Source organism: Actinoplanes sp. NPDC049265, assembly GCF_043197135.1.
In the GTDB taxonomy this organism is placed as follows: domain Bacteria; phylum Actinomycetota; class Actinomycetes; order Mycobacteriales; family Micromonosporaceae; genus Actinoplanes.
On sequence record NZ_JBICSP010000015.1, the window covers coordinates 20,728 to 37,926 of the forward strand.

At 74.9% G+C, this 17,199-nt stretch carries 13 protein-coding genes; 3 read left to right on the forward strand and 10 right to left on the reverse strand.

Features of this window, described 5'->3' with window-relative positions; all coding sequences use genetic code 11:
- Window positions 1-23 precede the first annotated feature (23 nt).
- On the forward strand, window positions 24-2,777 hold the full coding sequence (locus tag ACGFIO_RS30455; RefSeq protein ID WP_392831133.1) for a BTAD domain-containing putative transcriptional regulator: 2,754 nt from the start codon (window positions 24-26) through the stop codon (window positions 2,775-2,777).
- A gap of 37 nt (window positions 2,778-2,814) precedes the next feature.
- Entirely contained in the window at window positions 2,815-3,189 is a 375-nt protein-coding gene (locus tag ACGFIO_RS30460; RefSeq protein WP_392831136.1) for a VOC family protein, read from the forward strand.
- Between the two features lie 63 nt (window positions 3,190-3,252).
- Here ACGFIO_RS30460 and ACGFIO_RS30465 read toward each other — a convergent pair whose 3' ends face one another.
- The 4 genes from ACGFIO_RS30465 to eccD all read right to left on the reverse strand — a co-directional run bounded on the left by ACGFIO_RS30465 (window position 3,253) and on the right by eccD (window position 7,772).
- A complete protein-coding gene (locus ACGFIO_RS30465) occupies window positions 3,253-3,477 on the reverse strand; it encodes a TM2 domain-containing protein (RefSeq protein ID WP_392831139.1) in 225 nt (74 codons plus the stop codon).
- An 83-nt stretch (window positions 3,478-3,560) separates the two neighbouring features.
- Window positions 3,561-4,970: an NAD(P)-binding protein gene (locus tag ACGFIO_RS30470; protein ID WP_392831142.1), complete on the reverse strand. Its 1,410-nt coding sequence runs from the start codon at window positions 4,968-4,970 to the stop codon at window positions 3,561-3,563.
- 83 nt (window positions 4,971-5,053) lie between these two features.
- A complete protein-coding gene (eccB, locus tag ACGFIO_RS30475) occupies window positions 5,054-6,460 on the reverse strand; it encodes a type VII secretion protein EccB (RefSeq protein WP_392831145.1) in 1,407 nt (468 codons plus the stop codon).
- Window position 6,461: 1 nt separating this feature from the next.
- Window positions 6,462-7,772: a type VII secretion integral membrane protein EccD gene (eccD, locus tag ACGFIO_RS30480; RefSeq protein WP_392831147.1), complete on the reverse strand. Its 1,311-nt coding sequence runs from the start codon at window positions 7,770-7,772 to the stop codon at window positions 6,462-6,464.
- Window positions 7,773-7,938: 166 nt separating this feature from the next.
- Between eccD and ACGFIO_RS30485 the strand changes: the two genes are divergently transcribed.
- On the forward strand, window positions 7,939-9,183 hold the full coding sequence (locus ACGFIO_RS30485; RefSeq protein ID WP_392831150.1) for a hypothetical protein: 1,245 nt from the start codon (window positions 7,939-7,941) through the stop codon (window positions 9,181-9,183).
- Here the strand turns inward: ACGFIO_RS30485 and ACGFIO_RS30490 are convergent.
- Genes ACGFIO_RS30490 through ACGFIO_RS30515 form a run of 6 tightly spaced genes read right to left on the reverse strand, consistent with a single transcriptional unit; the run spans window position 9,140 to window position 17,170 of the window.
- A complete protein-coding gene (locus tag ACGFIO_RS30490) occupies window positions 9,140-11,266 on the reverse strand; it encodes a DUF3488 and DUF4129 domain-containing transglutaminase family protein (RefSeq protein WP_392831153.1) in 2,127 nt (708 codons plus the stop codon). The genes ACGFIO_RS30485 and ACGFIO_RS30490 overlap by 44 nt on opposite strands.
- Window positions 11,245-12,351, reverse strand: a complete 1,107-nt coding sequence (locus ACGFIO_RS30495) for a DUF58 domain-containing protein (protein ID WP_392831155.1) — start codon at window positions 12,349-12,351, stop codon at window positions 11,245-11,247. The genes ACGFIO_RS30490 and ACGFIO_RS30495 overlap by 22 nt, the downstream gene beginning before the upstream one ends.
- 2 nt (window positions 12,352-12,353) lie before the next feature.
- Window positions 12,354-13,304: an AAA family ATPase gene (locus ACGFIO_RS30500; protein WP_392831157.1), complete on the reverse strand. Its 951-nt coding sequence runs from the start codon at window positions 13,302-13,304 to the stop codon at window positions 12,354-12,356.
- Window positions 13,292-15,208 carry a fibronectin type III domain-containing protein gene (locus ACGFIO_RS30505; RefSeq protein ID WP_392831159.1) on the reverse strand — a complete coding sequence of 639 codons (1,917 nt, stop codon included), beginning with the start codon at window positions 15,206-15,208 and terminating at the stop codon, window positions 13,292-13,294. The genes ACGFIO_RS30500 and ACGFIO_RS30505 overlap by 13 nt, the downstream gene beginning before the upstream one ends.
- Before the next feature lie 55 nt (window positions 15,209-15,263).
- Window positions 15,264-16,517, reverse strand: a complete 1,254-nt coding sequence (locus ACGFIO_RS30510; protein WP_392831161.1) for a sensor histidine kinase — start codon at window positions 16,515-16,517, stop codon at window positions 15,264-15,266.
- Window positions 16,514-17,170, reverse strand: a complete 657-nt coding sequence (locus ACGFIO_RS30515) for a response regulator transcription factor (protein WP_392831555.1) — start codon at window positions 17,168-17,170, stop codon at window positions 16,514-16,516. The genes ACGFIO_RS30510 and ACGFIO_RS30515 overlap by 4 nt, the downstream gene beginning before the upstream one ends.
- Window positions 17,171-17,199 lie beyond the last annotated feature (29 nt).

Genomic DNA, 17,199 nt, shown 5'->3' on the forward strand with positions numbered 1-17,199 from the left:
ACACCGCTCAATACCCTCACCCCATGTGGATTGGCGTTCTCGGGCCGGTCGTTGTGCGGGTCGACGGGGCCGAGTGGGATGCGGGGCCCCCGCAGCAGCGGGCTCTGCTGGCCGCGCTGGCGTTGCGCCGCGGGGTGGCCGTCACCGCCGATGAGCTGGTCGCCGATGTGTGGGGCGGTGCCGCGCCGGACAGCGCGGTGGCGATCGTGCAGACCTATGTGAGTGGGCTGCGTAAGCGGCTCGGCAAGGCGGCGATCGTGTCGTCGGGGCACGGGTACGCGCTCGTGGGGGCCGAGGTCGACGCCGTCGCCTTCGAGGACGCGGTGGCCACGGCCCAGCAGGCCCGGGCGGCCGGTGACCAGGAGACCGCGGCCGGGGGTCTGCGACGGGCGCTGGAGTTGTGGCGCGGGCCGGCGCTGGCCGATCTGCCCGGGCCGGGCGCGGAACGCCACCGGCTGGCCCTGTCCGGGCGCCGGCTCGCCGTCCAGGTCGAGCGCATCGAGCTCGATCTGGAGCTGGGGCGGCATCGCGAGCTGGAGCCGGAACTGCGGGTGCTGGCCGCGGAGTCGCCGTTCGACGAGCACCTCCGCGCGCTGCTGATCACCGCGTTGTACCGGTCGGGGCGGCAGGCCGACGCGATCGCGGCCTACCACGACTGCCGCCGGCTGCTCGCCGACGAGCTCGGCGTCGACCCGGGTCAGGCCCTGCGGGATCTGTACGCGCGGATCGTCCGCGCCGACCCCGGCCTCACTCCCGACGTCCCGCCGTCCGCGCCGGTGCCGCGGCAACTCCCCGCGCCGCTGGCGCTGTTCACCGGCCGTGACGAGGTGCTGGAACGGGCCGACGCGCTGCTCGACCGGCCGAGCCCGATGATCGTGTTCGCCGGGATGGGCGGGGTCGGCAAGACGACGACCGCGCTGCATTGGGCGCACCGGGTCGCCGCGAACTATCCGGACGGCCAGCTCTACGCCGAGCTGCGGGGGTACGGCGATGAACCACCGGCCACCGCGAACGACATCCTCGACCGGTTCCTGCGGGCGCTCGGCTCGCCGATCCCGGCCGACCTGGACGCCCGGGCCGCCCGGTTCCGTGAGCTGACGACCGGGCGGCGGATGCTGGTGCTGCTCGACAACGCGGTCACCGCCGACCACGTCCGCGACCTGCTGCCCGGCCCGGGTGATTCGCTCGTGGTGGTGACCAGCCGGGGAACGTTGCCGGAGCTGGCGGTGCGGGCCGGGGCGCGGGTGGTGGCCCTGCACCCGCCCGGCCACGACGAGGCGCTGGCGATGCTGGCCGCCCGGGTCGGTGCCGATCGGGTACGCCGGGAGCCGGCCGCCGCCCGCGACATCGTCGAGCTCAGCGGACGTCTCCCGCTGGCCCTGTCGGTGGTGGCCGCCCGCGTCGCCGGCCAGGATCATCTGCCGCTGTCCCGGTTCGCGGCCGAGCTGTCGGCCACCCACGGCACGCTGGAGGCGTTCGGCACCACCGAGGCGGCGATCGATGTCGGTACGGTGCTGTCCTGGTCGTACGGCCGGCTCGAGGCCCGGACGGCGGAGGCCTTCCGGCTGTTGTGCGCGCATCCGGGGCCGGATCTGACGGTCGAGGCGGCGGCGAGCATGCTGGCCCGGCCGGCCGCCGAGACGCGCGCGGTGCTCCGGTCGCTCGTCGGCGCCGCGCTGCTCACCGAGCATCTTCCGCACCGGTACGCGATGCACGACCTGGTCCGCGCGTTCGGCCGGGAGACGTCGGCCGGGCGGGGGGACGACGAGCGGCGGCCCGCGCTGCGGCGGCTGCTCGACCACTATGTGCACACCACGACCACGGCGGCCAAGCGGATCTTCCGGTCGATTCACCTCGCCGAGCCGGAGCCGGCCGCCCCGGGTGCCCTGATTCCCGACCCCGACCCCCGGGCCTGGTTCGACGCCGAGCATCCGGCGCTGCTGGCCGTCTTCGACGTGGCCGAGCGGGAAGGTGGCTTCGACGGGCATCTGTGGCGGCTGGCCTGGGCCCTGCGCGACTATCTGAACCGGCACGGCCTCTGGCATCACCTGCAGGTGTCGCAGAACCGTGGCCTGGCCGCGGCCGAGCGGTCGGCCGATCCGGTCGCCCAGGGGCACAGCCTCTGGGGTGTCGCGCTGGCCGAGTCCAACCTGGGCCGGCACGCCGCGGCCGAGCAGCACCTGCGCCGGGCCCTGGACATCTTCACGGCCATCGGCGATCACCAGCAGACCGCCGTCACCGATTATCGGATCGCCTACGTCCTGAGCAACGCCGGTGAGTTCGAGGACGCGCTCGCGCACGGCCTGCGGATGCTCGACGCGCGCCCGCCCGGTGCCGGCACCGCCCACCGGGCCCGCGTCCTCAATCTGGTCAGCGACCACTGCGTGCAACTCGGCCGCTTCGCCGAGGCCGCCGGGTACGCCCGGGAGGCCCTCGACCTGGCCGGCGACCACGGCCCGTTCTGGCGCGCCGACACCTGGGAGACCCTGGCCGCCGCCCAGTCCGGCCTGGGTGACAACGAGGCGGCCGAGGCCAGCTACCGGCGGTCGGTGGCGCTCTATCGGGAACTGGGCGCCGATTTCCTGGCCGCGACGACCCTGCGCGCGTCGGGTGACGCGTGGCGGCGGGCGGGCCGCGACGACCGGGCCCGCACGGCGTACCGCGAGGCCCGTGAACTGTTGCCGGCGTGCGAGGACCCGCGGGCTCCCAACCTCGACGCCGAACTGGTCCGGCGGCTCGCCGCGACCAGCCCGGCCAAGACCCTTCCGGAGCACTGACCGACGGGTTAACCTGCGGAAAAGCCGGGAGGTCAGCATGGACAGAGTGGTCCATTTCGAGGTGCCGTTCGACGACGGCGAGCGGGCGACGTCGTTCTACCGGGACGCGTTCGGGTGGGATCTCAACCCGATGCCCCAGTTCCAGTACGTGCTGGCGACGACGACGCCGACGGACGAGTCGGGACGTCCGGGCGAGGCCGGTGGCATCAACGGCGGCATGCTGCACCGGCAGGGCCCGATCCAGGCGCCGCTGATCACCATCGGGGTCGACGACCTGGACGACGCCGTGGCCCGGGTGGAGAAGCTCGGCGGCAAGGTGGCGATCGGCCGCCAGCCGGTCGGCGACATGGGCTTCAGCGCCTACGTTCACGACACCGAGGGCAACCTGATCGGCCTCTGGCAGGCCGCCTGACCGATACGACGCGGCACCCGGGACCGCGAGGGTCCCGGGTGCCTTGGCCGTGCCCGGTGCGGGTCAGCGCGCGAGCGGCTGGCCCTGCTTGTCCGAGAACTTGCCGATCAGGATCGTGATCAGGTCGATCAGTGCCCACAGGCCGAATCCACCCACGGTGATCAGCATGAGTACGCCGGTGCCGATCTTGCCGACGTAGAACCGGTGGGCGCCGAGCACGCCGAGGAAGAAGCTGAGCAGCAGCGCGACGAGCCAGGACTTCTGGCCGGTGGCGGTGGTGGCGGTCATGGAAAGCCCGTCTCCTTGTTGGGTCGGCTTACAAAATCGCCGAACCATAGCGGAGGTCGCCAGCGGAAACAAAGCCCCGGTGATCATGGTTGCCCGATTTCGCCTAGCAATTCGGGAATTCGGTTCACGGCCGGCTTCAGGAACTCCTTCTGGCGCCGGGTCGCCTCCACCATGGAAGGCTCGCCGGCATGCCGGGCGACGTCCTTCAGGTAGTTCAGGCGCGAGCTGTCCACCCACTCTTGCACGTCCGGGTTCTCGGCCCAGACCCGGGCGGCGGTCAGGGTCACCGCGGTACCCCGGAGCCAGTCATGCGGTGTGCGGGGGTAGGGGTTCACCGGGCAGAGGCGGTTCTTCGCGGCGTCATCCTCCCGGACGGTCTCGACGAAGCCGACCAGGGCCGCGCTGAAGGCGGGCTGGCACGTCCGCACCAACTGCACCGTGATCCGGTCCGCCTCGAAGATCGGCTTCGCGGGGGCCCGGTTCAGCCCGCCCGCGCTGCAGTCGACGTACAGCTGGCCGGCGTCGCTGTCGATCGTGCCGTGGTCGAGCGTCACCTCACCGGACCCGATGTGCCGCACGTGGCCGAGGCGCACGACGTCGCGGACCCGGCGCAACTGCACCAGTTCCCGGCGGCTGACCGTGGCACAGTGCCACATGGTAGGCGGCACGGCCGGGTCGAAGGTCAGCATCCGGCCGTGCGTCTCCAGCCGGCGGACCAGATCGTCCATCGAGGTGGCCCGGGCGATCGCCTCGATCTCCCGGGAGACAGCGTCCATGAGGGACGGGACCTGGTCCAGCGGCTGGAAGCCGGCCCGATCGAGGAGAAGCGGGTCGCGGGGCATGATCCATCGGATTCGGTCCGGGTCGACCTGGTTCCCGAGCAGCCACAGGACCGCGTCGATGCCGGTCTTGCCGGCGCCGATGACGGTGTACCCCGAGGGGGGCTCGCTCAGCCGGGCCAGGGCGTTGATCGGCACCAGGCGTACGCCCGGGTCGGCCTGGAAGGACGGCGTGTGGGTGGCGGGTATGTCGTTCTCCAGGTACGCCGCGTTCACCAGCTTGCGGTTGACCGTGACGTCCACCGTGTCCCCGGTCAGGCGGGACACCAGCCGGTGGCGGCCGGACGCGTCGGCCTCGTACTCGTGCATCCCCAGGAACCGGACCCGCCCCGAGGCGATCAGCTGCTCGTTCAGCACCCGGTCGTAGTAGTCGCAGATCTCCGCGCCGGTCGCCTGCTCGTACAGCCCGGCGCTGAGCCCGTCCGGGATGATCGCGTCCTGGCCCAGCGGCCGCGAGTTCACCCCGTAGATCGCCGACGGCGAGTGCAGCCGGACGAACGGGTAGGCGTCGATCCAATGGCCACCGGGCCCGTGCCGCCGGTCGACCAGGACCACGTCGGCATCGGAATGGGTGACGATCGAGTCGGCGAAGGCCATGCCCGCGGCACCGGCACCCACCACAAGATAGTCGGTCGAGATAGTCGCGTCGCTCACCCGGCCCATCCTGACCGGGCCACACAACCGCGAACCAGCCGGAACCACCGGCCCGGGTACGGACGGGCAATCCTGGAGGGTGGTCAGAGCGGGTCACGGGCGTGCGCCGGGTCCAGGCCGGCGCCCACGGGCACGCGGGCGACCAGGCCGGCCGGGAGCCGGACCGGGTGGACGGCGGCGTAGCCGAGCACGGCCAGCACGTCCCGAGTGGCCAGCGGATAGGCCCGGCCCTGGTCGGACACCAGGACCAGCGTCCCGGTCGGCGCGGTGGCGCTGGGCAGCACCTCGGCGACCGCCGCGCGGCCGGGCGGCACGTACACCCGGTCGGCCAGGGGCAGGCCGTCGTCGGTCCGGCCTCGGGTCGGTACGGTCTCGGCCGGCAGGACGCCACCGACGCGCAGCCGGGGCACGGCCGACCCGTCGTCGTACGTGACACAGACCGGGCCGTCGCCGGCCGGGGCGAAGGACGGCCGCGTGGCCGGCGGCGCGCCCGGTGACGGCTCCGGCCCGCCGGTCGCCGCCGCGGCCGCCGCGGACACCCCGAGCGGGATCAGCACCGGCTCGTCGCCCGGGTAGGCCGGCACGGTCACGGGCGCCGCGAGCTGGACGTCGGCCTGCAACGGAGAGATCGGCCGCAGCCGGTCGTCCTCGGCCAGATAGTGCTGCCGTTCCCCACCGGTGTCGACCACGAGCAGCTGGCCGATCCGCAGGTCGGTCCGGCCGGGGACGGCCCGCGACGGGCGCCCGGACCCGCGTACCGGAACAGGAGCGATCGCGTCACCGGCCGGAAGCACGTCGACCAGCGCGGCCCCCACCCGGGCCACCGGCTCGGCGCGCAGCGCGAGCCCGACCGCGACCGTATCGGTGTGCCGGATCTGATGCCGGAGGCCGTGCCAGATCAGGTACTCGTCGCCGGACGCGGGCACCTCGACCAGCAGCGCCCGCTCCCCCACCGGACGGGCGCCGGGCGGGTCGGCCCCGGCCAGCAGCACCGAGGTGTCGGCGGCGGCTCCGGTCGGGCCGGTGGCCGGCTGCGAACACAGCGACCACCCGCCGGTGGCCAGGCGGTTGGCGGCGGGCAGCGTGTCCGGCAGGTCGGGGATGCCGATCGCGGGACCGCGCGCCACCCCGACCAGCGACTCCCGCGACACCGTGCGGATGGGCACGTTGCGGCCCAGCGCGAGCAGCGCCGACGGGTAGTTGACGACCGGGTGCAGCCGCTGGTCGACGAACACGTAGCGGGCGCCGGTCTCCTTCACCACGATCACCGCCTCGCCGTCGCGCCAGGCGTTGTTGCCGCCGGGTACGAAGAAGCCGTACGCGCCCACCGCGACCAGCGCCACCACGGCCAGCGCGACGCTGCCCCACGCGGCCACGGCGGCCCGGCGCAGCGGGGGCTGTTCCGGATCGGTCTCGTGCACGACCAGGGCCGAGTGCACGCGCCGGCCCAGAAAACGGTGGGCCTGCAGCAGGTCGCGGCGGGTGGCCATGTCAGCCCGCCAGCCCGCGGACCAGGCCGTAGAGGCCGAGCACGGCGCACAGCACCGGCACGCAGGCGAGCACCAGCAGGATCTCGAGGATCTCGGCGTACCGGCCGAGGGCGGCGCCGGGCGGGCGGCGGCTGTAGGTCAGGCCGGCGGCGACGGCCAGCGCGGCCAGGACGAGCAGGGCCGGCGCGGCGAGCGCGGGCGGGTGCGGGAGGCGCCAGGCCAGGGCCGAGGCGGTGGTACCGGCCGCGATCAGCAGCGGCAGGCGGTGGCGCACGGTGGGATGGATGCGCGCGCGTACGCCGAGACCGGACGCGATCACGGCCAGCAGCAGCACTGTGGACACGCCGCGCCCGGCCGCGGCCACGATCGCCGCCACCGACGCGGTCAGCGCCCCGCCCCACAGCATCCCGGTGAGCAGCGCGTCGCTGCGGATTACGGCCTCGCGTACCGCCGACCGGGCCGGCTGTGGGTCGTCGCGCACCAGGTCGGCCGCGGTGCGCGGCAGGGCCGGTGCGGGCAGCCGGCCGAGCCGCGCGGCCAGCGGCCCGGCCAGCGGCGAGAACAGGAACACGGCCGCCGCGACGACCGCCGCCGCCCCCGGCGGGGTGACCGGCCCGAGCACGACGAGCCCGGCCGCCACCCCGCCGAGCAGCGCACCGGCCGCCGCCGCGACGAACACCGGCACCCGGTCGGCCACCCCGATCCCGCCGGCCGTGGCGGCCACCAGCACCGCCGCGCATCCCCCGAGCACCGGCCCGCCGACCGTCAGCTCCCCGCCCGCGAACGCGAGGGGCAACGCCAGCCCGGCCAGCACCGCCCCGGCCCCGGAGTCCCCGCCGGCCCGGGCCAGCACCGTCCCGCCGGCCAGCAGGGCCACCGCGGCCAGCAGCGCCACCGGCCCGGCGCCGGCCTGCGCGGTCACGGCCAGGACGAGCGCGACCGCGGGGACGGCGGCGGCCAGGCCGGCGATCCGGGTGTGCCGTGGCCCCCAGCGCCGGCCTTCGCGCGCCGCGCCGGCGATCGCGTCGACCAGGTCGTCGTACTCCATTTCGGGCCAGACCAGTGTGCCCGGCACCAGGTGCAGCACCTCGCCGTCGCGAACGTGCTGCGCGGCCAGCGTGGCGGCCGGGTCGACCAGGGTGCCGTCGGGTCGCCGCAGCACCCAGCCCGTGTCCGGGTCGTCGGCCGGGAGCGCGGCCCGGCGCAGCAGGCCGGGCAGCATCTCGGCGACCGGCGCCCGGTCGGGCAGGGCCAGGTCGACCCGGCGGGTCGGTGCGGCGACGGTGACCCGAACAAGCCCGGTGACATCCATGAACCTCTCCAAAGACGAAGTGGTAGCCCATCGCGTCCTCGGGTATCGCGAGGGAGGCAGCAAGCTGCCGGGCGGTGGAGGGTGGCGGCTCGCGTTTCTACGATGGGCTGGCCGTCGCCGCGACGGAACGGCCACGGCCGCAAGCGGACACGAGGATGAGCGCGCCATGACGATCGACGACGAGTACCGCGACCTGGTGCCGCTGGGTGACCCGCCGGGCTCGGCGCTGGCCGCGGTGCAGGCCGGCAGCGGTGCCGCGTGGGCGCTGAAGGTGCTGCCGGGGCGGCTCGACCGGCGAACCCGGGGCGAGGTCGAGGCCGAGCTGCGCCGCCTGGCCGGGCCGGCCGCGACCGCACCGATCGTGGTCGCCGACGCGATCGTCGAGCTGCCCGACGGCCGCACCGCGCTGCGCCGCGAGCTGTGCACCCAGTCGCTGCCGGAGCTGATCGAGGCGTTCGGGCCGCTGTCCGTGCCGGACGCGATCGCGCTGGGCGGGGCGCTGGCCGAGGCGCTGTCCGCCGCGGGCGTCGTGCACGGCGGCGTGACCCCGGGCAACGTGCTGTTCCGGGAGTCGGGCGAGCCGGTGCTGACCGACTTCGGGGCGGCCGTACGCCGGGCCTGGCCGCCCGGGCACGACATCGGCTTCCGCGCCCCGGAGACGATCCGGGACGCCGTGCTCGACGCGCGGGCCGACCGCTACGGGCTGGGTGCGATCCTGCACCTGGCGCTGGCCGGTACTCCCCCGTTCCCGGCCCGGCCGGGCGAACGGGACGGCGACCACCTGCTGCGCGTGCTGACCGAACCGCCGCCCGCGATCGACCGCGACGACCTGCCGGCGTGGCTGGGCGAGCTGGTCGGCGAGCTGCTGGACAAGAACCCCGACCGGCGGCCGGCCGACGTCGGCGCACGGCTGGCCGGGGCGGCCAGCGACGGGCCGCGACCGGCCGGTGCGCCGATCATCGAGTTCGGACCGGAGCGGCCCCGCCGGCTGACCCAGCCGCCGGTGCTGGTGGCCGCGGTGGCGGTGCTGCTGGCGGTGGTGGCGGTGCTGCTCGTGCTGAACCGGCCGAAGGACATGGACGTCCCGCCGCCTCCGCCGGCCGCCGCGTCGAGCGCCGCACCGGCACCGAGCGCGTCCGGGCCCGCGGTGACCCTGGCCCTGGCCGACCCGGTCGACCGGGGTGATGTGGTGACACTGCGATGGACCAGCAGCGTGCCCGGCCTCGACTACGGGATCGGTGTGGCCCCCGAGGGCGCCGAGGCCACGGTGCGGATCGTCGGTCGCGTGACGACCACCGACGTGCGGGTGGAGCCCGGCCGCCGCTACTGCTTCGAGGTGCGGGCCACCAACGGCGGGAAACCGGTGGTCAGCGCGCCCAAGGCCATCCGGGGCGCCGCCTGCCGCCAGTAGCCGGCGGCAGCAGCGGCCGGGGGTCGAGCAAGGCGCGTACGCGCGGCAGCCGCCCGCCCCGGCCCAGTCCCCGGCGCACCGCCCGCACCGACGCCCAGGCCCGGGTGACGTCCTCGGCCCCGACCCGTCCGCCCGCCCACAGCGCCCGGTCGACGAGGCCGGCCAGCTCCCGGATGTCCCCGACGGTCCCGTCGTCCGCGACCGTCCGCGCCGCGGCACCGAGGTCGCGGACGGTCATGCCGGGCGTGACGGCCACCCCGTACGCCCGTAGCCGATCCCGCACCTCGGCCCACGCCCCCAGCACCGCCGCCGCGCCACCACGTCGTCGCCGCCGCCACGACCGCACCGTCCACAGTGCCGGCACGCCCAGCGGCCATCCGACCAGCGGCGCCGCCACCAGGGCGACCCACGGCACTCCCGGCCCGGCCGCCGGCCCCGGACCCGGCGCCACCGGCGTGATCTCGGGTTCGCGCAGCTCACCGAGCGGCGGCAACGCGGCCCGGGCCTCGGCGGTCGCGGCCGACAGCCCGGTTCCGGTGGTGGCGCCGGTGGCCGACCCGGTCGGGTCCAGGCCCACCCACCCCACGCCCTGCACGGCCACCTCGGGCCAGGCCAGTACGTCTCTGTTGCGCACCACGATGGAGCCGTCGGCGGCCGGCCGGGGCGTCCGGAAGCCGACCACCAGCCGGGCCGGGATGCCGACCGCCCGGGCCATCACGACGTATGCGGCGGCGAACTGCTCGCTCGTCCCGTCGCGCGTGCCGAGCAGGAAGTTCCGCAGCTGCGGCCAGCCGTGCCCGGTCGGCCGCCCCGGCCCGCCCGCCGCGTGGTAGTGCGTGCTCAGGTATTTCTCCAGCACCAGGGCGCCCTGGAAGGTCGGCCGCTGCCCGCTCATCGCCTGCTCGGCCAGTTTCACGACGTCGTCCGGCGGGTCGGGCAGCGGGTTCAGGCCGCCGGGGGCACCGGCGTCGACCGGCAGGCGGGAGAGCGTCGGCCAGTCGACGTCCGGCTGCCACCACCGGATCGTGTAGCGCGCCGGCCCCGTCCCGGCGTCCGGTCGCAGCAGCACGCCGGACTCGGGCACGACCAGCGGCGCGATCCCGTCCACCGAGGCCGGCCAGGTCTGGCTGGGCAGCCACGGCCCGCCCGTGTCGGCCACCGTCACCTCGGCGCCGCGCTGCCGGGCGCCGACCAGCACCCGCGGGCCGGGCGGCAGCGAGCGGCCCATCCGCCGGTATTGTCCGGTCGGGTTCCAGTTGGCCCCGTCGAAGTCGTCCAGCACCACCAGTGGCCACCGGTCCACATCGGATCCGCCGGTCAGCCGGAACACTTCGGCGTCCGGATGGTCGAGCCGGTAGGCGATCTCGTCCAGCGGGTTGGCCGGCAGCAGCGCGTCCACCGGGGCGGGCCGCCCGTCGTAGAGCGAGAACCGCGCCGGCCGGTCCGGCAACAAGATCAAGGTCAGGCCGGCCACCAGTACGCTGACCGCGCCGGCCGCCGCCAGCCGGGCCAGGGTCACCCGGGAGGCCAGCGTGACCGCCGCCGCCATCGCGTAGGCCAGCGCCGCCGCCACCGCCACACCCGGGCTCAGCGCCCGGTACAGCTGACCGACCACCAGCACGGCCAGGCTGGGCAGCAGCGCGGCCAGGGGCGCACGCAGCCGCAGCCGCAGCTCGGCGCCGAACACCGCGGCCGCGGTCACCAGCAGCGGGACGAACAGCAGCAGGTCGGCGTCGGCGCGCGCGGGCCAGGTCGACTCGAGCACCAGCCGCCAGGAGCTGGTCACCCCGCCGGCCAGGGCGCCGAGGGTACGCCCGGTGGGCAGCCCGGCCAGCGTGGTGCCGAACAGCAGCGTCTCGGCCACCGCGAGCAGACCGGCCAGCGTGGACAGCAGCGGCCGCCAGTCGACCAGGGCCGGCCGCAGCCCGCAGAGCACGGTCACGGCCAGCACGACCAGGGCCGGCACCAGCACCGGGACCAGCAGCCGGGTGAGCCCGTAGACCGGCGCGAAGCAGAGCCCGGCCACGGCGGCGGCGAGCACCGGACCGGCCGCGCGCCCGCTCAGCCGATCGAGTCGTTCCACTGTCGCACCGCCTGTGCCGCGCCGAGCGCGCGGAGCACGCGTACCCCGGCCGGAGCCTCCAGCCACCCGCCCAGGGCGACCACCACCACCTCGGCGAAGCCGGTACGCCGGGCCAGCACCGCCTCGACCGCCGTCCCGCCCCCGGTGACCAGCACCAGTCCCCCACCCGCGCGCAGCACCGGGGCGTCGCCGGTGGCGTCCTGCCGCACCTCGCTCAGCTCGTCCAGCAGCCGCCGGGTGGCCAGCGCCCCGCCCTGCACCGCCACCGTCCGGCCCGACCAGGTGACCAGCCGGGTGTCCTGTGTCGCCTGGGTCGACGCGCACAGCAGCGAGGCGGCCAGATCCACCGCCTCCTCGAACAGGGTCGGGGTGAGCGCCCGCGGCCGGTTGTCGAGCAGCACGGTGGTCCGGCCGCGGCGCGGGTCGGCCAGGTCGCGGACCATCAGCCGGCCGGTCCGGGCGGTCGCCTTCCAGTGCAGGTGGCGGACCTCGTCGCCGGGCACGTACTCGCGGACGTCGAGCAACTCGACCGACCCGCGCAGGGTCTGGTCGGGTGCGCCGTCGTGATGGTGCCGGGGCACGCCGGCGATCAGCGCCCGGGCGGCGTGCCGGCGCGGATGCACCCAGAGCGTGGTCGTGCCGCCCACCGGCAGCTGTCGCCGGGCCAGGTCGAACGGGTCGGCCCGGTGCAGCGTCAGGGGGCCCACGGTCAGCTTGCCGCGGGTGGCGGTGGGCAGTTCGTACGCCCGGGTCGCCTCCGCACCCGGCAGCAACCCGGGCAGCCGCACCTCGCGCACCGCCCCGCCGGCCGAGTCCTCGGCGTGGAAGCCGGTCTGCCGCCGGCGACCCGTGCTCCGCACCCGCACCCGGGCCAACGCCGGCCGGCCCCGCTCGACCCGGTCCGGGTGGACCACGCGCTGCACCTCGACCTCCAGCGGCGGCGCGGTCAGCGCGACCGCGGTCAGCACCGCCCCGGCCACGATCACGCCCAGCGTGGTCAGCACCGGAAGGCGCAGCCAGAGGCCGGCCGCCAGCAGCAGCACGGCCGCCACGGAGGCCGCGACGCCCCGGCCGGTGAGCCGCACGGTCAGGCGCTCGCGGTCGGCACCGGCACCGCGGCCAGCACCTCGGCGACGATCCCGTCGGTGCTGCGCAGGTTGAGCTCGGCCTCGGCGGTGCGGATCAGGCGGTGGGCCAGCACCGGGCCGGCCACCGACTTGACGTCGTCCGGGGTGACGTAGCCACGGCCGTCGATCGCGGCGATGGCCCGGGCCGCCCGGACCAGCGCGATGCTGCCCCGGACGCTGGCGCCGTAGCGCAGGGCGGCGTGCTCACGGGTGGCCTCGGACAGGCGGACCGCGTAGTCGGCCACCGCCGGGTCGACGTGCTGGCCGCGTACCTCGTCGATGGCCTTCCGCAGGGTCTCGGTGTCGGCGACGGCGGGCAGGTCGTCGGGCGTGGTGCCGGCCGCGCTGCCCAGCACCACGCCCACCTCGGACTCGCGGTCCGGGTAGCCCACGGTCAGCCGCATCAGGAATCGGTCGAGCTGGGCTTCGGGCAGGCGGTAGGTGCCTTCCAGCTCGATCGGGTTCTGGGTCGCCACCACCAGGAACGGCCGCGGCACCGGGTGCGCGGTGCCGTCCACCGTGACCCGTCGCTCCTCCAGCACCTCGAGCAGGGCCGACTGGGTCTTGGGGGTGCCGCGGTTGATCTCGTCGGCGACGACCACGTTGGCGAACACCGCGCCCGGGTGGAAGACGAACTCCTCCTCGCGCTGGCGGTAGACGGTCACTCCGGTGATGTCGCCGGGCAGCAGGTCGGGGGTGAACTGGATGCGGCTCCAGGTGCCGCCGATGCTGCGCGCGATCGCCCGGGCCAGGGTGGTCTTGCCCAGGCCGGGCACGTCCTCGATGAGCAGGTGTCCCTCGGCCAGCAGGCCGGCCACGGCCAGCCGGACCAACTCGTCCTTGCCCTTGATGACCTCGCGCACGTTGGCCGCGATGGCCGCCGCGGTGGTGGCCGCGGTCACGACGGCCACGACACGTGGTTGGACTCCAGCCCGTCGACGACCACCCACACCGGTCCACCCGTCCCGTTGTAGGGGAAGTGGTGGGAGACGGTCAGATTTCCCTTGTCATCGGTCGACAATGCGGCCCCCGGATTGAAGTTTCCCCAGTCGCGCGAGTAGACGTCGATCTGGTAACTGGTCTTCGGCTTGAAACCGCGCATCACGACCTTGATGTACGCGCACTCCGGCGGATTGCAGTCGTCGCCGTGCTGGGCCGGGTCGCCGCGGGACACGGTCACCGATCGGGTCGTCGCGGGCGGCAGCACCACCCTCGTCGAGGCGGCGGCGCCGCGCCCGCCGGCGTTCTGCGCGGCCACCGTGATGCGATAGGTCTTGCCCCGGGTCAGCCCGCTCAGCGTGGCCGACCGGCTGCCGCCACTCACCGTACGGTTGCCGCTCGACCCACCCGACCAGGTCACCCGATAGCCGGTCACCGCCGAGCCGTTGGCGTTGGCGGCGTTCCAGGTCACCTTGATCGAGCCGCCGGACACGGTGGCCTTCAGCCCGGACGGGATGCCCGGCGGTGACGGCGGATTGCTGGTCGCGGTGGTCTTCTTCGGAGTGCCGGTCCGTGTCGGCCCGGCCGGCGGCTTGGGCGGCCTGGGCTGCTGGGTCCGTGGCGGTACGGTCCCCTGCGACTGCCCCTTGTCGGCGCCGGGCCGCGGCGTGTTCTGGTCGGACTGCTGGGTCGGGCCGGCCGGCGACGTCGTCTCGCCCGGCGGCGGCACCGGATCGCGGTCGCCCTTGCCCGGTCGCGCGACCAGTTCCACCGGGTCGACCTTGCCCCGGTCACCGACCACCAGGACCCGTTTGCCCTCGCCGCTCTCGACGTAGATCCGCTGGTCCTCGCCGCGGGTCAGCCGGCTGCCGGTGCCGCCGGCCGACACTGGCAGGTCGCGCTGCCGGCGGCCGTCGCGGTCGTACGTGTAAAGGTGGTTACCGCCCCGGTCGAGCAGCACCACCGAGTCCCGGCCGACGGCCGGCGTCTCGAAGGTGCCGGGCGGCACCTCGACCGTCGCCGCCGTCGACACCCGGCCCTGGTCCAGCCCCGACGCGTCGATCAGGTGCAGCCGCCGGCCGCCCGGGTCGAGCACCGCGAGCCGACCGGCCGCGTCGGTGGTCGCGATCTTGGCGTCGGCCGGCAGGTCACGCCCGATCCGCACCGGCCGGCCGAGCCCGTTGGCGTCGACCGGGGTGAGGGTGTCGCTCTCGGTGTCCACGAAGACCGCCCGCTTGCCGACCACGGTCAGCCCGCCGGTGTGCCCGGCCGGGGCGGCCGGCCCGCAGGTCACCCGGTCGGCGTCCGGGGTGAGGAAACACAGCCCGTTCGAGTCGCGGTGCTGGACCCAGAGGGTGCCGTCGGGGGTGACCACGGTCGTGCCGAGCGGCCCGCCCGGACCGGCCGCGATGGACACCGGGTCGGCGCCGCTGAGGCGGACGATGCGGCCCAGCTCGGGATAGACGTAATACGGTCCGCCGCGGGCTTCCAGCCCCACCGGCTGCTCGCCGGCCGCGGCGGGCGGCATCGTGAAGCCGTCCTCGACCATCAGGTTGGACTTGCCGAACCGCAGGCCGTGGCGGTCGCTGATCACGTAGCCGGCGGCGTCGCCCTGCACCACCTGGTCACCGGGCTTCAGGCCGCGCGCCTCGAACTCGGCGTCGACAGTGCCGGTGGAGCCGTTGACGTGGAAGATGCGATTTTGCGCGGGCTGGGCCGTCCAGTGCCCGAACGGCGCGAAGTGCAGGCCGCCGGAGGAGGCGGACGCGTCCGACACGGCCGCCGTCACCCCGATCGCCACGACCAGGGCGAGCAGGGCCAGCGGCAGGCGCCCGCCGCGGGCCGGCCGCAGTGCGCGAAGGAGTCGGCTGGTCACCCTCGCGAGCATAGAAGAAGGTGTACATGATCGGTCCATTACGGATCCGTGACGATCAATCGGGCGCCGTGGGCAGCGACAACTCGAAGATCGCGCCACCCCCGTCGGCGTTGAAGACCCGCAGCGTGCCGCCGTGCGACTGGGCCACCCAGCGCACGATGGCCAGGCCCAGCCCGCTCGACCCGCCACCGCTGGCGAACCGGTCGAACCGCTCCTTGGCCATCGCCGGGTCGATACCCGGGCCCTGGTCGGCCACGATCACCCGGCCGCCGGCCACTGTCACCTGCACGACCGCCGGCTTGCCCTCCACCCGGCCGTGCCGCAGCGCGTTCTCCAGCAGGTTGCCCACCGCCCGCTGAATCAGCCCCGCGTCGGCCCGCACCTTGGTCGGCGCCGTGGTCACGGTGACCGCGGCGTCGCCCGTCGGCGTCTCCTCGACCACGGCCGCGACCAGCTGATCCAGCCACACCGGCTCGATCGCCATCGGCTCCACGCCGGCCGCCAGCCGGGCCCGCATCAGCACCCCCTCGACGATCGTGCCCATCCGGCGGGCCAGCTCGACCGTCCGCGGCAGCAGCTCGGCCCGCTCGGCCGGGTTGGCCACCGCCGCCTCGGCCAGCGCGCGCAACGCCGCCGCGGGTGTACGCAGGTCGTGGGCCGTGTCGGCCAGCAGAGCCTCCTGCTGCTCCAGGGCGCCCGCGGCGGGCCGGATCGCGCGCACCGCCAGCAGGAACGAGGCCGCCCCGATGGCACCCAGCAGCAGCACACCCCCGCCGACCAGGAGAAGAATGAACGTGCGGTGCGCGGCCAGCTCGTCCGACGGGTCGGAGACGGCCACCACGGCGCCCGCGTACTGCCCGCTGCGGAAGCGGAACGGCTCGGCGTACACCCGGATCCGGTGATCGCCGGCGGTCTCGTACCCGGACTGGACCTGCCCGCTGGTCACCGCGGCCTCGGCCAGCCCACGCGTCACCTCCGGCGGCGCCTGGACACAGTCGAGCAGGCTGTGGAACGAGGCGAACCGCGTGGTCGGCCCGGGCAGCACCTCGAACTCCGGGCACGAGTTGCTCAGCGGGTCCTTGGCCAGATCGGTGGTGACCACCGCGTCCTGGTCCTCGTAGACCACCCGCTGCACGCTGCCGGTGACCCGGCTCAGCGCGCCGTCCATCCGCAGTTCCCGCTGCCTGGTGTCGGACCGGACCAGCAGACCGGCGCAGATCAGACAGCCGACCGCGCTGAACAGGGTCACCCACAGGGCCAGCCGGCCGGGCAGCCCGCGCAGCTGGTCCAGCACCGAGGCGCCGGTCACGCGTCACCACCGATCCGATAACCACGCCCGCGTACGGTGTGCAGCACCTCCGGCTCACCCAGCTTCCCGCGCAACCGTTTGATCACCACGTCCACCACGTTCGACATCGGATCGGTGCTCGAATCCCAGCAGTGCTCGATCAGGTCGGTGCGGCTGACCGCCGAACCGGCCCGCGTCATCAGGAACTCCAGCACCGCGTACTCCCGGTTGGTCAGACCCAGCAGGACCCCCGCCCGCCGCACCTGCCGCCGGGCCGAATCCAGCACCACGTCGGCGTGCCGCAGCACCGACGGCCGCCCCGACCCGGCCCGCCGCGCCAGCGTCCGCACCCGCGCGGTCATCTCGGCCACCGCGAACGGCTTGACCAGATAGTCGTCGCCGCCGTGCTCGAAGCCGGCCACCACGTCGGCGATCGTGTCCCGCGCGGTCAGGAACAGCACCGGCACCGCCCACCCCTGCTGCCGCCGCCGGTGCACGTAGTCGATCGCGTCGCCGTCCGGCAGCATCCGGTCGAACACCACACAGTCGAACTCCCGCGCTCCCAGCACCTCGTCGGCCGACGCGATGTCACCGGCCTGCGCCACCTCGAAACCGGCCCCGCCGAGCTCGGTCGTCACGGCCAGCCGCAGGTCGTCATCGTCCTCGACCACCATCACCCGCACCGCCCGCACCTCCACCGGCT

Bases quoted from the DNA above. Each gene is read 5' to 3' on its own strand.
- ACGFIO_RS30455 (WP_392831133.1), top strand. From the start codon at position 24: ATGTGGATTGGCGTTCTCGGGCCGGTCGTTGTGCGGGTCGACGGGGCC.
- ACGFIO_RS30460 (WP_392831136.1), top strand. From the start codon at position 2,815: ATGGACAGAGTGGTCCATTTCGAGGTGCCGTTCGACGACGGCGAGCGG.
- ACGFIO_RS30465 (WP_392831139.1), bottom strand. From the start codon at position 3,477: ATGACCGCCACCACCGCCACCGGCCAGAAGTCCTGGCTCGTCGCGCTG.
- eccB (WP_392831145.1), bottom strand. From the start codon at position 6,460: ATGGCCACCCGCCGCGACCTGCTGCAGGCCCACCGTTTTCTGGGCCGG.
- eccD (WP_392831147.1), bottom strand. From the start codon at position 7,772: ATGGATGTCACCGGGCTTGTTCGGGTCACCGTCGCCGCACCGACCCGC.
- ACGFIO_RS30485 (WP_392831150.1), top strand. From the start codon at position 7,939: ATGACGATCGACGACGAGTACCGCGACCTGGTGCCGCTGGGTGACCCG.
- ACGFIO_RS30515 (WP_392831555.1), bottom strand. From the start codon at position 17,170: ATGGTGGTCGAGGACGATGACGACCTGCGGCTGGCCGTGACGACCGAG.